Origin of the sequence: Microbulbifer flavimaris (genome assembly GCF_001641755.2) — a bacterium.
Lineage (GTDB): Bacteria > Pseudomonadota > Gammaproteobacteria > Pseudomonadales > Cellvibrionaceae > Microbulbifer > Microbulbifer flavimaris.
The window spans coordinates 827565-844753 of the sequence record NZ_LRFG02000001.1 but is presented as its reverse complement, the minus strand read 5'-3'; the positions used below and the strand labels follow the sequence as shown (position 1 = coordinate 844753).

Here is a 17189-nt window from a genome sequence, read left to right as displayed (position 1 = left end):
TATCACGCAAGGGGAGAAGCAGCGCGCATATTGCGCACTGCCTTGGTCTTTTTATTGCTCTTCTTATTGCTCCTGGGCCAGTCCCTGGAACCGGGCACGCAAGCGCTTCTGCACCTCCGCGCGCTCGGCTTCATCCGGCGCCTGTGCCTCCTGCGACAGGCGCTCCAGGGCCTGCTCGAGGGGCAGCGTGCCCAGGTCCTGTCCTTCGCGGGTGCGAATGGCGATAGTTCCTGTGTCGCGCTCACGGGCGCCCGCTACCAGCAGGAAGGGTACGCGCTGCAGGGTTTGCTCCCGGATCTTGTAGCCGATCTTTTCATTGCGTATGTCGGACTCGGTCCGGAGCCCGGCACCGCGCAACAGTCGTACCACGTCCTGCACATAACTGGCGTGATCTTCGGTGATCGACAGGACCACGGCCTGCACGGGGGCGAGCCAGGTGGGTAGTTTCCCTGCGTGGTGCTCGATCAGGATGCCTGTGAAACGTTCCAGTGATCCAAACAGGGCACGGTGCAGCAGGACGGGGCGCTTGCGCGCGCCGTCTTCCGCGACATATTCGATACCGAAGCGTTCGGGCAGATTCATGTCTACCTGCAGGGTGCCACATTGCCAGTCGCGGCCAATCGCGTCGCGCAGTACGAATTCGAGCTTCGGGCCATAGAACGCCCCCTCACCGGGATTAACCTGGTAGCCCAGCCCCATGCTTTCCTGTGAGCGGACCAGTGCGCCCTCGAGCAGATCCCAGGTGGCATCGTCACCCATGCGGTTCTCCGGGCGAGTGGAAAGTTTGATGCGGACATCTTCAAATCCAAACTGCCGATAGATCTGCAGGACCAGGTCCACTATCTCGCGGCATTCGTCGTCCATCTGCTCAGGGGTGCAGTAGATATGCGCATCATCCTGGGTGAAGTGGCGCACACGCAGTAATCCGTGCAAAGCCCCCGAAGGTTCGTACCGGTGTACTTTGCCGAATTCGCACATGCGGATGGGCAGGTCACGATAGCTCTTGAGGCCGTGCCGGTAGAGCAATACGCTGCCAGGACAGTTCATTGGCTTGAGCGCCAGTGCCCGGCCATCCTCGGTCTCCGTGGTAAACATATGATCGCGATAGTTCTGCCAGTGGCCGGAAATCTCCCACAGGGTGCGATCCATCACATCGGGTGAGTTCATTTCTACGTAGCCGGCATCCTGCTGGCGGCGGCGCATGTACGCGATCAGTTGCTGGAACACCGCCCAGCCCTTCGGGTGCCAGAACACAGCGCCAGGTGCATCGTCATGGAAATGGAATAGATCCAGCTCGCGGCCCAGCTTGCGGTGGTCGCGTTCTTCCGCCTCCTCGACACGCTGGAGGTAAGACTTGAGCTGGTTTTTGTCGGCCCAGGCCGTGCCATAGATGCGTTGGAGTTGCTCGTTTTTTGCGTCGCCGCGCCAATAGGCGCCTGAAAGCTTGGTCAGCTTGAAGTGTTTCAGGAAGCGTGTGTTCGGGACATGGGGGCCGCGGCACATGTCCACGTACTCCTCATGAAAATACATACCCATCTTTTGCTCTTCAGGCATGTCTTCGATCAGGCGCAGTTTGTATTCTTCACCCCGCTCCTGGAAGATGCGAATGACCTCCTCACGAGGCAGTACGCGTTTGATGACATCATAGTCCGTGGCGATCAGCTCACGCATTCGCTGCTCAATGGCCGCCAGGTCTTCATGGGTGAAGGGGCGCTCGTAGGCGATGTCATAGTAGAAGCCTTCATCAATAACAGGGCCAATAACCATCTTTGCGGTCGGGTAAAGCTGTTTCACCGCATGTCCAACCAGGTGTGCGCAAGAGTGACGGATAATCTCCAGTCCCTCATCATCCCTTGGTGTGATGATCTGCACTGCTGCATCCTGTTCGACGCGATCGACGGCATCTGCCAGCTTGCCGTCTACTCTCCCGGCCAGCGTATTTTTGGCCAATCCGGGGCCAATAGCGGTGGCGACCTCCATGATGGAAGTGGGCTGTGGGAACACACGCTGTGACCCGTCAGGGAGCGTTACGGCAATGGTGGACGGTTTTTGGTTCTCAGTGGGGGATGACATGGTTCAGAATTCCTTGCGAGAGTCGAAATTTCTTGTTCTTCCACGCTTCAATAGCGCACTGTGCGTGTAGCAGGGAAGTGGCGCACTTCCAATGCATTGGCCAGATTCTTATCGCTTTGCTCGGGGTAATAGTTTTGCGGAGGCTATCAACTCGGAAGAGATCGCTGATGCGGGTGATGACCTGCTGATGCTTTCCAGTTAGGCCTCGGGAAGCATCGGCGGGTTGCCACATGAAACATCTCGGGGGAATCAAGCCATCCATGCTGCGCATGCCGCGAAGAAAAGTCGCCTCCGGTTTCTCTACAGTCAGCGAATCACCGGGTGTTTACTTTCTTGATGGGTGAGCCCCGGAAGATAAGGGGGTGCGATATTTTCACCGAAATCGTGATCACTACATGTTCTTTCCGCAACACTTTTTGAACTTTCGGCCATTGCCACATGGGCAGGGGTCGTTCCGCCCGACTTTGGGCCCGATTCTGGTGATGGGGCTCTGGCTGGGGCAACAGCTCTCATTGCTGCAACAGCTGTCATCGTTCTGGGTTTGCCTGTTCAGGCTCTGATCAGTCTCTTGAGGCATTGGAATTTCACATCTGGTATCTGTGGCCGCTGGGTGCGAACTTATGAAAGTGGCTTTGATTATCTTGCCGGGAATTTCCGATCGATAACTACTGCATCGTGTGCGTGCAGGCTCTCCTGGTGTTCAACCTTGAACCAGTAATCCTTTATCCATGTCGATTGCTCCAGCATGGCTTTGATCCGCCGCGCGGCGTCCTCACAGAACATAAGGTTGTCCGCATTCAGGCGTGCGAACTCCTGTTCGTCACTGCGCTTAACCATCGTTTGCACGGGAGTGCCGATCGCTTCTTCAATCCCGAAGATAAGGGGGGGAAGAAATGGCAAGGGGTTATCACCGAGGCTGAGGTTCAGGTAGGCATAAGAGCGTTGACTGTGCGGGGTGGCAATGCTGTGTGCTTGCACCCACGTCAACAGTGTCTGCTTATCAATGCTGGATGTAGCAAAGGCGCTGTCGATGGCATTTGCCAGCAGCTGGCGTGACAGAGCAGCAGAGCAAGGGCAGGTGCTGGAATAGGGCACGGATAATTTCAGTTCGTAGTCGTACTGACCACTCTGAAGTTGGCCACAAATTTCAATGGGATAGGTTTGATAGCCGGTCTCGTTGCTGAGCAGGGATGGCTTCGGCAGCAGCAAGTCGAATGCCAGCTCAATCCTTGCACCCTGGCTGATTCCGGCCTGGGAGTTGACCATTTTTTTCAGCACTTTGCCGAGCCCATCCTTATCGCAGGCTGTGGTGGAAAGCTCGTTGAGAATGGCATGAAGTCGCGACATATGAATGCCTTTCTCGGCAGCATCGTCCAGACTCACGTAAACATTCGCCTTGGCGGCGACAACCTGCTGCTGATCTTTGGCTGTCGCAATGTTAATTGGTGCGGCAATGCCTTCCATGCCGACCCATTGCAATGGATATGTGCCAGTTTCAATCTGGGTTTTGGCGATATCAGGGAGAGATCCGGAATACTGCATTTAAATCGTGCCTGAAGCTATAGTTTCAATAATACCCAGTGCCCGTCAGTGGATCACTGGCAGACTTCTGTGTCGAAGTGAGGCCGGGTTGTTTATCGGAGTGTCATTATCGGGCGAAGTCAAGACGCATAGCTGGCATTTCACCAGCTGCAATACCGTCAGTGTCGTACACCATTTGGCCATTGACCCAGGTTCCGATAATTTTCGAGGAAAACACCTGGCCAGCGAAGGGAGACCAGCCGCAATTGTATAAGCTGTTCTCATGGGTCACTGTGGTAGAAGCCTCGTTGTCGACAAGCACCAGATCGGCGAAGTAGCCTTCACGAACGAACCCCCTGTCGACCACCCCGTAGCGAAGCGCAGGATTATGGGCCGTCTTTTCGACCACTTGTGTCAAGCTGAGTCGCTCCTGCTTGACGTGTTCAAGCATGCTCAAAAGCGCATGTTGGACCAGAGGCAGACCGGCGGGAGCTTGCTCATAGTCAACCTGCTTTTCTTCCCAGGTGTGGGGCGCGTGGTCGGTGGCAACGATATCGATCTGGTTCGTATCTAACGCTTGTATCAAGGCGTCGCGATCGCGCTGGCCTTTGATCGAAGGGTTGCACTTGATCAGGTTGCCGAGCCGCGGGTAGTCCTGATCGGTAAACCACAGATGATGAACGCAGGCCTCTGCCGTAATCTGCTTACTCTGTACCGGTCCCGCTTCAAAAAGTTCCAGCTCCTTCTCCGTGGTGATATGCAATACGTGTAGCTCGCTCCCGTATTTTTTGGCGAGCCCCACTGCGTAGGAAGAAGAGGCAAAGCAGGCATTGGTATCGCGTAGCCTCGGGTGGTCCTCGATGGTCAATACCGATCTTGAGCGCAGAAGTGCCTCGCGGTTTTGGCGGATGATCGGACTGCTTTCGCAGTGCGTGACAATCAGGGTCGGTGACTCCCGGAAAATAGCATCCAGCGCTTCGGGGTGTTCGACCAAAAGATCGCCGGTGGAAGCGCCCATGAATACTTTTACACCGCAATGTTTCGCCGGGTCGAGCAGCTTGATTTGCTCTAGGTTGTCTTCGGTTGCGCCCAGGTAAAAGGAAAAGTTGGCTGCAGAGCTCCTGGAGGCAATGGCAAACTTCTTCTCGAGTGCCTCAATCGTCGTGGTGGCCGGGTTGACGTTGGGCATTTCCATGTAGCTGGTAATTCCTCCAGCTACTGCTGCGCGGGACTCGCTGGCGATGTTGCCTTTATGGGTCAAGCCGGGCTCACGGAAATGTACCTGATCGTCGATCATCCCGGGTAGCAGATGGCAGCCGGCTGCATCGATAATCTTGTCGTTTGACGTTGCTGCTATCTCTGTGGCGATTTTATCAATGCGGTCTCCTACAATGCGGAGATCAGTCTCTAGAACTTCTCCCTCATTCACCAGGCGCGCATTCTTGATCAGTGTCGTCATCATGTGGATTCAGGTTCCCCGGTTATCCAGACCTTTTTCTGCTCTGCATCTACCTGCAAATAAAAGCATGATTGCCTGCCTGTATGACAGGCCGCTCCTTGCTGCTCTACCTGGCACAGGATGGCGTCGCCATCGCAATCGAATGACATGGAAATCAGGGATTGTGTGTGGCCACTGGTCTCGCCCTTGACCCACAATTTCTGTCGGCTGCGAGACCAGTAAGTCATACGCTGGCTTTCAATGGTTTCCAGCAGGGCCTCTCTATTCATCCAGGCGAACATGAGCATGACTTTGCTGTGCGCATCCTGGGTGATCACTGGAATCAGCCCCTGGTCATCAAATGCCAGTTGATCGATGACATTGGAGAGCTCCACGGGAGAGTCGTTGGGGTGGTCCTCCAGCCCAATGAAATAGTCGCGTATCATCCAGCTACAGCCTTGGATTTATCGGTGTTGGATTCAGGGCAGGCGCAGTTGGAAGGCTTTCTGCACAACCGAAAATTCCAAAGGTGGCCGAGCGCAACCAGGCTCGCTCCCGAAACTGTTAGAATTTTCTCGCCCAGTTCCCCGGTTTGCTCACCCAAAACAACCGCCGCGGCTAGCAGGGTAAGGCCTGCGACACCAAGTAAAAGCACGCGGTAGCGTTTGTGCTGCTTGCACCCCATGGTCAATGCATAAATGCTGGTAGGTATCACGGCCACTACCATCCAGACATGGAAGGCCTCATTATCCAGCTGCAATGCCGCCAGGCTTGGCACCAGTGCAAGGATTAGCGGGAGCGCCAGACAGTGCAGGGTACACATGGCGGACAGGCCAATGGCCAACTTGTCTGTTACTGCTTGTGTTCTCTTCAAGGTGGCTCCTACTTTGTTGGAGTATGTTGTTCGGGTGCCTGTGTGGTGCAATGGCCACAAAGGCAGTTGATTTCCAGCTTGGGGTTGATCAGGTTGAAACCCGCTTGCATTACGGTTTGGTGCAGGTCAGCAATGACCCCTGCCTCGATTGCTGTTTCCTGGGCATTGCCGCACTTTTCGCAGATAAGAAGCAGGGAATCTTCGGTATTTTGGCCGAATCCCTCCCGAACCAGGTACTTGTTGCTCAGCTTGAGCTTGTGGGCCAGGTGGTGCTTTTCCAGAAAGTCCAGGATGCGGTACACCGACATGGCCGGTATGTTTTCTTCGTACCGCTCCTTGCAAAAACTCACCAGTTCATAAGCCGATACAGCCTTTTCTGACTGGACCAGTCCGTTCAAAACCAGTCTTCTTCTGGGCGTCAAGCGCACCCCACGGGCATTGCACAGCTGTTCTGCGCGTTGCATGATGATTTCTACATCGCTCATCAGTTCCGTGGGGCCCCCGTTACTGCCTACTGCTAGAAAGTTCCGCGCATGCCCAGGCTGAAGCCGCGGCCCGGGAGGGGTGCGCGGTCTTTCAGGAAGGATGCATGGACACGTGCTTCTTCATCGGTGAGGTTGTTGCCTTTGAGGAAGACAGTCATGTCACCGAAGGCACTCGGGATTGTATAGCCCAGCTCGGCGTCCAGCAGTGTGTAGCCGTCAGTGGAGGTTTCCAGCTCTGCGACTTTGTCCTGCTCAAAGTAGTGGGAGACACCGAACCCGGCTTCCCAGCCATTCTGAGCGTAGGTCAGTCGCCCGCCGAGGCGTACTGGTGGAATGCGGGGCAGGTCGCCACCATCCTTCAGCTTGCCGCGAATGCTATCGCCCCACAACGTCACGGTCAGGGGGTCGGAGATTTGCCACGCGAGTTGAGCCTCCATGCCGTACAGCACACTATCCGCCTGCTCGAATACATAGACGGGCAGTGCGCCGTGATCGTGCGAATGTTCGTGTTCTTCGCCCTCTGCGTGCGCTTCCCCTTCGGCATGTTCTTCATGATCGTGACCGCCGAATTCCTCGCTGCTGAAGCCGGTATCGCGTTCGTAGTAGAAGTTTCCTACCTCGTTGTAGAACAGGTTGACTACCCAGCCGATATCGCCTGAGTGCTTGCGCAGGCTCAGGTCAATATTGTTGGATATCTCCTCTTCAGCACTGTTGCTGTAGTCGAAGTGTGGCTCGTCCGTTACGTGCAGATCGAACAAGGCGCCCACTTCAAAACTGCCGGTGCCAATGTGAGGGCCGTAAGAGAACAGCTCAGATGCGCTGGGGGCCCGCTGCGCGTGGGTCAGGGACAGTCCGGCATTGTAATCGGCGGCGAAATCCCAGACTACGCCGGCGGAAACGCTATACGGGGTGAAGTCAAGCGTATCGAATTCAAGCAGCGCTGATTCCTCGTGCTCGTGCTCCTCGCCTTTGTGTTCTTCGCTGTGGTCATGGGATTCCCACTCGATGGGATCGGCCTCGATGCTGACCTTTTCCACGCGGCCGCCCACTTGCCACAGGAAATCGCCAACACGTTTTTCCTGCATCAGGGCCACGGCCAGGGTGTCGGTCCGGCTCGGGGAGGTGAACGCCTCCTCGCCCACAGCGGCGAAATCACTTGTCTTGCCTTCAAGAGAGAGGGCACCGCGCCAGCCGGCCACTTCCTGCAGCAGCAGGTCGACGCGGGCTTGAACGGTTTCGTTCTGGAACAGGGTGCCGGTCTCGTTGTTTTCGATCTCGACGTGTTCGTAGTCTGTGTAACCAATACGGGTGTTGACGCCGCTCAACAGGGTATTGTCCAGGCTCAATTCACTGATCAGTTGCCAGCGATCCTGTTTCAGGTCGGAGAGTACTTCCTCGTCGTGCTCATGCGCCCCGGACTCCTCCGCCAGTTCGCCTTCATGCTCTTCTCCATGCTCGTCACCATGGGCATGGCTGTGGCCCGGAATGCCGTTAAGCCGCTCCAGGCGCCCGTAGGCGAGGCCGATATAGCCGTTGTCCAGCAGCCAGCTGCCGCCGAGGTTAAAGCCCTGGCTCTCCGAGGCGCTGTTCTCGAGTATGCCTGCGGATTGCTCTTGTTGTTCTTCGTGCTCGTGGCCCTCTTCGCCCTCGTGATCGTGATCCATTTCCAGCTCAGCGACGCCTGGGATCTCGTAGTTGTCTCCCTTGCGGGTGAAACCGTCCACGTGGAATGCAAACTGTTCGCCACCGCCGGTATAGGCAAAGGAAGCATCTTCCTCGTTGTTTACGGTGTTGTGGCCGACCTGAAACGCACCCTTGGCCTCGCTGGAAGATGGCACACGGTCATCTACCACATTGACAACACCACCGATGGCGCCAGAGCCATAGAACAGCGTGGCGGGCCCCCGCAGGATTTCGATCTGCTCTGCGGTCAGTGCCTCAGTGGCCACCACATGGTCCGGGCCGACGCGGGAAGCGTCGCTGACATCCAGGCTATTCTGGGTGATCAGAACCCGTGGGCCGCTCAGGCCGCGGATCACCGGGCTGCTGGCTACCGGCCCGAAGTAGGTGGAGTGGACGCCGACTTCGTTCTTCAGGGTCTCACCGAGGGTGGCCGCCTGCTTGCTGCGCAGATTATCACCGGCCAGTACGGTCACCGGCAGTGCGGACTCCATGGTGGAGGTGTGGAGAGGTGTGGCGGTGACGTCAATCTGCTCAATCGCCGAGCGGCGCAGGGTGATTTGCAAGGTGTCCATCTCGGCGCCATTCACAAGCACAGTCTTGTGGCTATAGCCGGGTGCATTGATATGCAGCTCGCTCGCAGTCGCATTTGTGGCGTCGAGAACAAAGCGGCCCTGCTCATCCGTGCGGGCCTGCAACTGGCTGCCGGTAACCTCTACCGCTGCACCGCTAATGGGTTTGCCGGACGCGTCGGTGACCTGGCCTGATACCGCATGAGCCAGCCCCGACATGGTCATCAAGGCGAGTGAGAGCGCTGTCTTTTTCATTGACTTTCCCTGTTGGATTATTGGATGTCAGAGGTCGCTGGATGCAAAGTCAAAAGTGAGAATGAGTCGCCGTTGGCCGGCCGGGACGGCGGGAGAGCGATGGACAAGACCGGCCCCCTCGTTGCCTTCCCAGAGTTCCCCCTTGAGCAAAGCCACATCACCGGGCGCCAGTGACTGGACGGGTTGTGTCGTGGGGTAGAGGCCGCTTTCCGCATCGCTCAGCCCGGTGCTGCCGGCACCCAGCTTGCTGCGGTCCAGGCAGTCGTTGGCAAGCCATTCAGTACCGGGGCCGACGTAGGTGGTGATCAGCCGGCAGGGCACGCGGTCGACATGGAATTTCGGGCACATGGTGTCTGTCAGCGGAGTCAGCCTCAGGCCGATGGCACTGATGTCAAACAGGCAAGTGAACATGTCCGCCAGCAATTCGATATCGGCCCGCAAAAGCGGAAAGTCTTCGAGGCTCGGTAGCAGATCTGTAAGGTCGTCGGCCATGGCCGCAGGCACCACCAATCGGTGGCTGTTGAACCCCGGCTTCTGCATGAAGCCCTGGCACTCCGCAATAAGCTCCTGGCTCAGCCGGCGTTGCCAGACTGCCAGGTTGACGGAGTCCCTGCAGAGGTCAGCGAGGATTTCCGGAGTGCCGGCAAACGCGGCCCGCCGGACTATGGGAGCCTTTTGCGAGGGTGTCGTGTCGGCCGGCGCGGGTGCCGGCCGCGTTGGCTCCTGAGCCTGCACTAGTGCGGCTCCGGTTGCTCTTTGGGGGACGCTGATATTGCTCACGGGCTCCTCCGTTACGGGGCACAAACATGCCCTCATCTGACGCGATGATATAACGTATCATACTGCGCGTGAGGGACTGTGACAACTGCCGGGGGGTGGCGGGCAGGTGCGGACGCGTGGGCGTTCTTCGGGGTCCTGGGTGGGGGGCTGTCCCGCTGGACTTGTGCAGAGAGGTTTGTTGGTGGGGCGGCGCAGGCGAGAGGCTGGTACTCGAGCTAGCGGCAGGCCCGGCCAGCGCCTGTGCTGCCGGGGGCTCGCGCCACGCATTAGTCGTACGGGTAGACTCTTTTCACTTTCATGCTGTAAGCCGCTGTTCCCTGGGCCGTCTCCTCGAGGAGGGTGCGCAATTCACCTTCTATATAGAAGGGGTCGTAGAGTGCGTTTACCTGAAACCCCTCCGGGAACTCTGCGTAAACCACCTGGTTAGGCGGCGGTGGGGGGAGGTGAATGCAGGCGCCGAAGAAGGGCACCAGCAGGAAGCTGGTGATAGTCTGGTTGTCGTCAAACTCTAGGGGGACCACAAAGCCCGGGATGCGGACCTGTTGGCGGTCGAACTCCGGCTTGATTTTGGTAGAGATCATCGCCTGCTGGTAACGGTCCATGGTCGACCCAACCTCGCTCCCGCTCGCGGGGCCTGCCGGCATGATGTCTTGCTCTGAGCCCTCGACGATGTTCGCGAGGTAGTCCGGCGGGTTCAACAGGGCGTCCAGGTCGTCTTTGGGAATCAGCTCTTCCCATTGGACCTCCCGGTATTCCACCGTCGCGGCATCGGATTGCTGTTCCGCCGGTTCAGTGGCGGAAGGGTTTACCGCCTGCTCTGCGGTTGCCTCACCAGCCTTTTCAGCCTCGCTGCAGCCACTGCTCACAGCGGCCGCGAGCAGCATGGTCAGCAACAGTGGGCGGCAGATCTTCAGGGTGTCAGGGAGCATGGCGTTTCAAACTATGTGCATTGCGATATGTTGTATCGTACAGTCTATTTCGACGTGAAGGAACTGCCTCAGGAACGGGGAATGTGGGGCCCGGAAACCTGACTGCGATCGTGATGCCGGTCGGTTGCAGCGCCCGCGCCGCTCCTGTCGGCCTGACCATACCTCACTGGCAGGTATGCCATAGTGCATGGGTATTGCAGTCGGATTGGGAGTATCAGCATTGCTGTGCAGGCTGTCGGTGCAGCGGTTGTTCGAGCGCGAACATCGTCACCACTGCAATCAACGGGGTAGGCCGGGTCCATGAATTTGAGGCGGCAGCAAGTTCCCACATTGCCTGCCTGAAGCTACAGCAGGGCGCACCGGTGCATGGCGCTGGAATTGTCGATATCCCCTTGGATGGCCTGGTGTGGTAATTTCGTACCACGAGCGGTACTTTCGAGCGTATGTGCGAACGTACGTGTGAACCTTTTCAGAAGAGCTGCTGTATAAATTCTAAGCGAGACTCTGGTCTCTTCAACAAAGATGACAACAGAGTGAAGTTCCAAAAGAACCATCGGGTAAATAATAATGCTTTGCAATCTTCCCCATAGTCCTAGCCGCACCTGGTACCTTGGCCTCGTCGTTGCGGCCATTTTCTCGCTCGTCGGGTGCGGTGCCCCTTCCGAGCCCGGCGCCAACAAGCAAGCCGCTGTGCAGCTTGACCCGACCAAGCTTGCCGCAGACCAGACCCTGGTGCGGGGCGGTGGCTCGGAGCCGGAATCCCTCGACCCCCACAAGATCTCCGGTACCGTTGAGTCCGCGCTGCTGCGGGACCTTTTGGAAACACTGGTCATTGCCGCCCCCGACGGTGGCGTACGCCCGGGAGTTGCTGAAAGCTGGGAGACTGCAGATAACCAGCACTACATCTTCAAGCTGCACAAAGACGCCAAATGGTCGAACGGTGATCCGGTCACAGCTGGTGATTTTGTCTACTCCTGGCGCCGCCTGTTGGACCCTGCAACCGCGTCTCCTTACGCCTGGTACCTGGTGGCTGGGAAGTTAAAGAATGCCAAGGAAATTAGCGATGGCACCCGGCCGCCGGAATCCCTCGGGGTAGAGGCCCTGGACCCGCACACCCTCAAGGTGTCCCTGGAAGCGCCGGTACCTTACTTTGTTGCCATGTTGGTGCACGCCTCCACCTCGCCGGTGCATCAGGCCACTGTCGAGAAGCACGGCGACCAATGGACCCGGGTAGGGAACTTTGTCGGCAACGGCGCCTTCAAGCTGACCGAGTGGGTGGTGAATGAACGTATCGAATACGTAAAAAATGAACTCTACTGGGATGCCGCCAATGTAAAACTGCAGAAGGTGCGCAACCTGCCGATCGCCTCTCCCAATGCGGAGTTGAAACGCTACGAAGCGGGCGAGATCGACTTTGCCTATTCCATTCCCATCGAGCATATCGGCCGCCTGAGAGAAGAGCGTGGCGATGAAGTGAAAACCACGCCCTATATTGGTACCTATTACTACGAGTTCAACACGACGCGTCCGCCATTTGACGATGCCCGCGTCCGTAGGGCCCTGGCCTATGCCATCGACCGCGAAATTATGGCTTACAAGGTGATGGGGCGTGGAGAGGAACCTGCGTTTCACCTGACCCCGAGCATAGTCAAGGGCTTTGAGCCTCCTCTCACTGAGTGGAGCCAGATGACCCAGAATGAACGCGTGACCACTGCCAGGGAGCTGCTCACGGAAGCTGGCTACAGTGAGCAGAATCCACTCAAATTCAACTTGCTTTACAACACCAATGACAACCACAAGAAAGTCGCTGTAGCGGTTACCGCTATGTGGAAGCAAGCTTTCGGTTTTGTCGACGTAACGCTGGAGAATCAGGAGTGGAAGACCTACCTGGATACTCGGGCCAACACTGATTTTGACGTTGCCCGTGCCGGATGGATTGGTGACTACAATGAACCATCCACCATGCTGAAGCTGCTGCTGACAGGCGGTGGCAGTAACTACGCCAAGTACAGCAATTCCAGCTATGACGAACTGTTCAAAAAAAGTGCGAGAGAACTGGATGTGGCCAAGCGTGCAGAATACTACGCGCAGGCTGAAGAGATTCTGGCCAGGGATATGCCGATCGCACCGATTTATCAGTACGTGATCCAGCACATGGTCAAGCCCCACGTTGGCGGCTACGCGGCCGATCCACTAGATAACTACTACTCCAAGGATATGTGGATTATCGAACACTGACAGTAAGCCCGGACCCTCACTGGGGGCTCCGGGCATTTTTTCGTTACGGAAGCGCTTCAGAACAAGTAAGTTGCAAACAAAAGCTATAAAAGAATTTGCGTATGCTGAGATTTATCGCCAAGCGTGTGCTGGAAGCCATTCCCACACTGTTTATTCTGATTACCGTCTCCTTCTTCCTGATGCGCTTTGCACCCGGCAATCCATTTACCGCCGAAGTTGCCATGACGCCAGAGGTAATGGCAAATATCGAAGCCAAGTACGGGTTCAATAAACCGGTACACGAACAATATTTCAATTACCTGGGAAGCCTGCTGCAGGGTGACCTGGGGCCTTCCTTCAAGTACAAGGATTTCAGTGTCAATGAGCTGGTTGCCCAGGCGCTGCCGGTCTCGGTCAAAATCGGCCTGTTCGCCTTTATCGTCGCGGTAACCTGTGGTGTCTGCTTTGGCACCATCGCTGCACTGCGCCAGAACACCTGGCTTGATTACACCATCATGACCAGTGCCATGGCAGGAGTGGTGATTCCCAGCTTCGTTCTCGCGCCGCTGCTTGTGCTGATATTTGCAATCTGGCTGGAGTGGCTGCCCGCCGGGGGTTGGCACAATGGCGCGACCCAGTATGTGATATTGCCGGTACTCGGCATGTCGCTGTACTACATCGCTTCCATCTCCCGGATCATGCGCGGCAGCATGATTGAAGTGCTGAGTTCCAACTTCATACGCACCGCCAAGGCCAAGGGGCTCTCCATGCCCTACATCATTGTGCGCCACGCGTTGCGGCCGGCGATTCTTCCCGTGCTCTCCTACCTGGGGCCGGCCCTTGTGGGCATCATTACCGGCTCTGTGGTGATCGAAACCATCTTCGGGCTGCCCGGGATCGGCCAGCTGTTTGTCAACGGCGCCCTCAATCGTGACTACTCCATGGTCCTGGGGCTGACCATTCTGGTAGGTGCCCTGACCATTACCTTCAATGCGATCGTGGATATTCTCTACGCCGTAGTTGACCCCAAAATCCGCTACTCATAATTCGAGGCTTACCAGATGTTATCCACTACAGCCAATAAAGAAGCGGTTGAAAGTTTTTCCGAACAACTTGAAGTCAAGGGCCGCAGCCTGTGGGACGACGCCCGCCGTCGGTTTTTCAATAACAGGGCCGCACTCACCAGCTTGGTTATTCTCGGCTTTGTCACAATGTTTGTTTTTGTCGGGCCCATGCTCAGTCAGTTCGCCTATGACGAAGTCGATTGGGGCGCAATGCATGCCGCACCTTCATTTGCCTCCGGTCACTACTTCGGGACCGACTCACTCGGCCGGGACTTATTTGTGCGCTCTGCAATGGGTGGGCGTATCTCTCTGATGGTCGGTGTGATGGGTGCCGTTGTGGCGGTCCTGATCGGCACCCTCTACGGTGCCGCTGCCGGTTTTATCGGTGGCCGTACTGACCGCGTGATGATGCGTACATTGGAAATTCTGTACTCATTTCCGTTCATGTTCTTTGTGATCCTGCTGGTGACCTTCTTTGGCCGTAACATCCTGCTGATCTTTATCGCCATTGGTGCGGTCAGCTGGCTGGATATGGCGCGGATTGTGCGGGGGCAGACACTCAGCATCAAAAGCAAGGAGTTTGTCGAGGCAGCCACGGTTTACGGCGTGTCCAAATGGGCGATGATCACGCGCCATATCGTCCCCAATGTCCTTGGGATTGTGGCCGTGTACGCAACCCTGTTGGTGCCGCAAATGATCCTGTTTGAATCCTTCCTCAGCTTTCTTGGACTGGGTGTGCAAGAACCGATGACCTCCTGGGGCTCCCTGATGAACGAAGGCGCACAGACTATGGAGATTGCCCTGTGGCAATTGGCTGTGCCAGCGGCCTTTATGGTCACGACCTTGTTCTGTTTCAATTTTATCGGCGACGGCCTGCGCGATGCGCTGGACCCGAAAGATCGCTAGAGGGGTACCCATGAGTAATTTATTGAATGTTAAAGATCTGCGCGTGGAATTCTCTACACCAGAAGGGTCGGTCACTGCCGTCAACGATTTGAATTTCACCCTGAACGCGGGTGAGACACTGGGCATCGTGGGGGAATCCGGTTCTGGCAAAACCCAGACGGTATTCTCCATGATGGGATTGTTGGCCAAGAACGGGCGTGTCAGCGGCAGTGCGCAGTTCAAGGGGCAGGAGATCCTGGGGTTGCGGGAGCGCGAGCTGAATAAAATTCGCGCGGAAAAAATCGCGATGATTTTTCAGGATCCCATGACATCCCTGAACCCGTATATGACCGTGGGCAATCAACTGGCGGAAGTTCTGGTCAAGCACAAGGGGATCGGCAAGAAAGCCGCGCTGGCAGAATCCGTGAGGATGCTGGACGCGGTCAAAATTCCGGAGGCACAAAAGCGACTGAACATGTACCCGCATGAGTTCTCCGGCGGAATGCGCCAGCGCGTGATGATTGCCATGGCTCTGCTGTGCCGCCCGGAATTGCTGATTGCCGACGAACCCACAACAGCGCTGGATGTGACGGTACAAGCACAGATCCTGACGCTACTGAATGAGCTGCAGCGCGATTTCAATACTGCCATCATCATGATTACCCACGACCTCGGTGTGGTTGCCGGGGCCTGTGACAAGGTTCTGGTCATGTATGCCGGGCGGACCATGGAATACGGCAGCGCGGATGATATATTTTACCGGCCCACCCATCCCTACAGTGAAGGATTGCTCAAGGCCATTCCGCGTCTGGACACCGAAGAGGGCGCACTGCCTACCATTCCGGGCAATCCTCCCAACCTGTTGAATCTTCCGGTTGGCTGTCCGTTCCAGGAACGCTGCCATCGGGTCCAGGAGCGCTGTCGTTCTGAAGCGCCAGCGCTTGAGACTTTTGATGGGGAGCGTATGCGTGCCTGCCACGCCGATGTGACTGAGATTCTGGAGGCCAGCTAATGACTACGACCGAAAAAGAATTGTTGCTGGATGTGCAGGACCTGAAGGTGCACTTTTCCATCAAAAAGGAAAATGCCTGGCCCTGGAGTAAGCCGGCGAGCCTGAAAGCCGTCAATGGTGTGGATCTGAAACTCTATGCTGGCGAAACCCTCGGGGTTGTGGGCGAGTCTGGCTGTGGCAAATCGACCCTGGCGCGGGCCATTATCGGCCTGATCAAGGCCACTGACGGCAACGTGCTCTGGCTGGGGCAGGACCTCACCGGGCTGGATGAAAAATCCCTGCGCGCCACCCGCAAAGACATTCAGATGATTTTCCAGGATCCCCTGGCATCCCTGAATCCACGTATGACCATCGGGGATATTATTGCAGAACCGTTACGTACCTTGCGTCCGGATATCGCCAAACATGATGTGACCGAGCGCGTCCAGGCCATGATGAAGAAAGTGGGGCTGTTACCCAACCTGGTGAACCGGTACCCCCATGAGTTTTCCGGTGGGCAGTGCCAGCGCATCGGTATTGCCCGCGCCCTGATACTGGAACCCAAGCTCATCATCTGCGATGAACCGGTTTCCGCGCTGGACGTCTCCATCCAGGCGCAAGTGGTCAACCTGCTGAAGCAGCTGCAGCGGGAAATGAACCTGTCTTTGATTTTTATTGCCCATGACCTTTCTGTGGTCAAGCACATTTCCGACCGCGTTGTGGTCATGTACCTGGGCAATGCCGTTGAAGTGGGTACGACCGAGAAGCTGTTCGCTGCACCCAGGCACCCTTATACCCAAGCCTTGATGTCTGCAGTTCCAATTCCTGACCCCCACAAGGAAAAGAACAAGCAGATTCAATTGCTTGAGGGTGAGCTACCCTCTCCGGTCAACCCGCCGGAGGGCTGTGTGTTCCGTACCCGCTGCCCCCATGCAATCCCAGAATGCGCACAGCAGGTGCCGGTGCTGGAGGGCGATCAAGATCACCAGAGTGCCTGCCTTCGAACTGCAGAACTACTAACATAGAATTCGTCCTGCCAGGTTGAGCGTCGGCATGCGGCTCGGCCACAAGGACGGTCAGGCGCTCTGATGGCAAAGGGGTAGGGCGCTTGGGTGGTTCATGGCAGTGCTTTGTTTCGTGCAACCAGTTCAAAGTTTGCAGTAATTTCCCCTGGAGGCGCGGATGTCTGCTGCTGACACCACTCAGGCGGCAGACAACATCGCGTTATGAAGCCTTCACCTGTTCCCTGTGTTGTGAAGCTGAATAGCGAAGCGGGTATCGGCCGGCTTGACCAGCAACCCTGCGGGTTGTCGAACGGTGTACTAGGATAAGTGGCACCATCAGAAGCCGACAGGACTTGGACAAAGCAATGGCATGCCCGAATCCCCAATCTCACCCAGACCACGAGCACGGCGTTGGTTGCGG

General features: G+C 56.7%; 14 protein-coding genes and 1 pseudogene. 5 read left to right on the top strand and 10 right to left on the bottom strand.

The genetic code is table 11. The features are described from left to right. Positions 1–63: 63 nt before the first annotated feature. From thrS to AWR36_RS03715, 10 genes and pseudogenes are all read right to left on the bottom strand, one after another. Positions 64–2073, bottom strand: a complete 2010-nt coding sequence (thrS, locus tag AWR36_RS03760; protein ID WP_067081184.1) for a threonine--tRNA ligase — start codon at positions 2071–2073, stop codon at positions 64–66. 391 nt (positions 2074–2464) lie between these two features. After that, positions 2465–2554 (bottom strand): annotated as a pseudogene (locus AWR36_RS16470) (SEC-C metal-binding domain-containing protein); the annotation flags it as partial. A gap of 155 nt (positions 2555–2709) precedes the next feature. Beyond that, the gene (gene folE2, locus AWR36_RS03750) at positions 2710–3615 is read right to left on the bottom strand and encodes a GTP cyclohydrolase FolE2 (RefSeq protein WP_067081181.1); all 906 of its coding nucleotides are present in this window, start codon (positions 3613–3615) and stop codon (positions 2710–2712) included. 106 nt (positions 3616–3721) lie between these two features. After that, positions 3722–5056, bottom strand: coding sequence for a dihydroorotase (locus AWR36_RS03745; protein ID WP_067081178.1), 1335 nt, complete (start codon positions 5054–5056; stop codon positions 3722–3724). Continuing rightward, on the bottom strand, positions 5053–5478 hold the full coding sequence (hisI, locus tag AWR36_RS03740; RefSeq protein WP_067081170.1) for a phosphoribosyl-AMP cyclohydrolase: 426 nt from the start codon (positions 5476–5478) through the stop codon (positions 5053–5055). Before hisI ends, AWR36_RS03745 begins: the two co-directional genes overlap by 4 nt. Next, entirely contained in the window at positions 5475–5906 is a 432-nt protein-coding gene (locus AWR36_RS03735; RefSeq protein ID WP_067081163.1) for a MerC domain-containing protein, read from the bottom strand. Before AWR36_RS03735 ends, hisI begins: the two co-directional genes overlap by 4 nt. 8 nt (positions 5907–5914) lie before the next feature. Beyond that, a complete protein-coding gene (locus tag AWR36_RS03730) occupies positions 5915–6391 on the bottom strand; it encodes a transcriptional repressor (RefSeq protein ID WP_067081160.1) in 477 nt (158 codons plus the stop codon). Between the two features lie 32 nt (positions 6392–6423). Then, positions 6424–8898 (bottom strand): TonB-dependent receptor, encoded by a 2475-nt coding sequence (locus tag AWR36_RS03725; protein ID WP_067081157.1) that lies wholly within the window; start codon positions 8896–8898, stop codon positions 6424–6426. Between the two features lie 27 nt (positions 8899–8925). Continuing rightward, positions 8926–9714: a DUF1826 domain-containing protein gene (locus AWR36_RS03720; RefSeq protein WP_082679364.1), complete on the bottom strand. Its 789-nt coding sequence runs from the start codon at positions 9712–9714 to the stop codon at positions 8926–8928. A 230-nt stretch (positions 9715–9944) separates the two neighbouring features. Then, complete coding sequence (locus tag AWR36_RS03715) at positions 9945–10607, bottom strand: DUF3299 domain-containing protein (RefSeq protein WP_067081148.1); 663 nt, start codon at positions 10605–10607, stop codon at positions 9945–9947. Positions 10608–11297: 690 nt separating this feature from the next. Here AWR36_RS03715 and AWR36_RS03710 point away from each other — a divergent pair. The 5 genes from AWR36_RS03710 (at position 11298) to oppF (ending at position 16789) form a co-directional block, all read left to right on the top strand. Beyond that, a complete protein-coding gene (locus AWR36_RS03710) occupies positions 11298–12845 on the top strand; it encodes a peptide ABC transporter substrate-binding protein (RefSeq protein WP_067104458.1) in 1548 nt (515 codons plus the stop codon). Between the two features lie 101 nt (positions 12846–12946). Beyond that, complete coding sequence (gene oppB / locus AWR36_RS03705; protein WP_067081133.1) at positions 12947–13870, top strand: oligopeptide ABC transporter permease OppB; 924 nt, start codon at positions 12947–12949, stop codon at positions 13868–13870. 15 nt (positions 13871–13885) lie between these two features. After that, positions 13886–14794 (top strand): oligopeptide ABC transporter permease OppC, encoded by a 909-nt coding sequence (oppC, locus tag AWR36_RS03700; protein WP_067081129.1) that lies wholly within the window; start codon positions 13886–13888, stop codon positions 14792–14794. Between the two features lie 10 nt (positions 14795–14804). Then, complete coding sequence (gene oppD / locus AWR36_RS03695; protein ID WP_067081126.1) at positions 14805–15785, top strand: oligopeptide ABC transporter ATP-binding protein OppD; 981 nt, start codon at positions 14805–14807, stop codon at positions 15783–15785. Then, positions 15785–16789, top strand: coding sequence for a murein tripeptide/oligopeptide ABC transporter ATP binding protein OppF (oppF, locus tag AWR36_RS03690; protein WP_067081123.1), 1005 nt, complete (start codon positions 15785–15787; stop codon positions 16787–16789). The genes oppD and oppF overlap by 1 nt, the downstream gene beginning before the upstream one ends. Positions 16790–17189 lie beyond the last annotated feature (400 nt).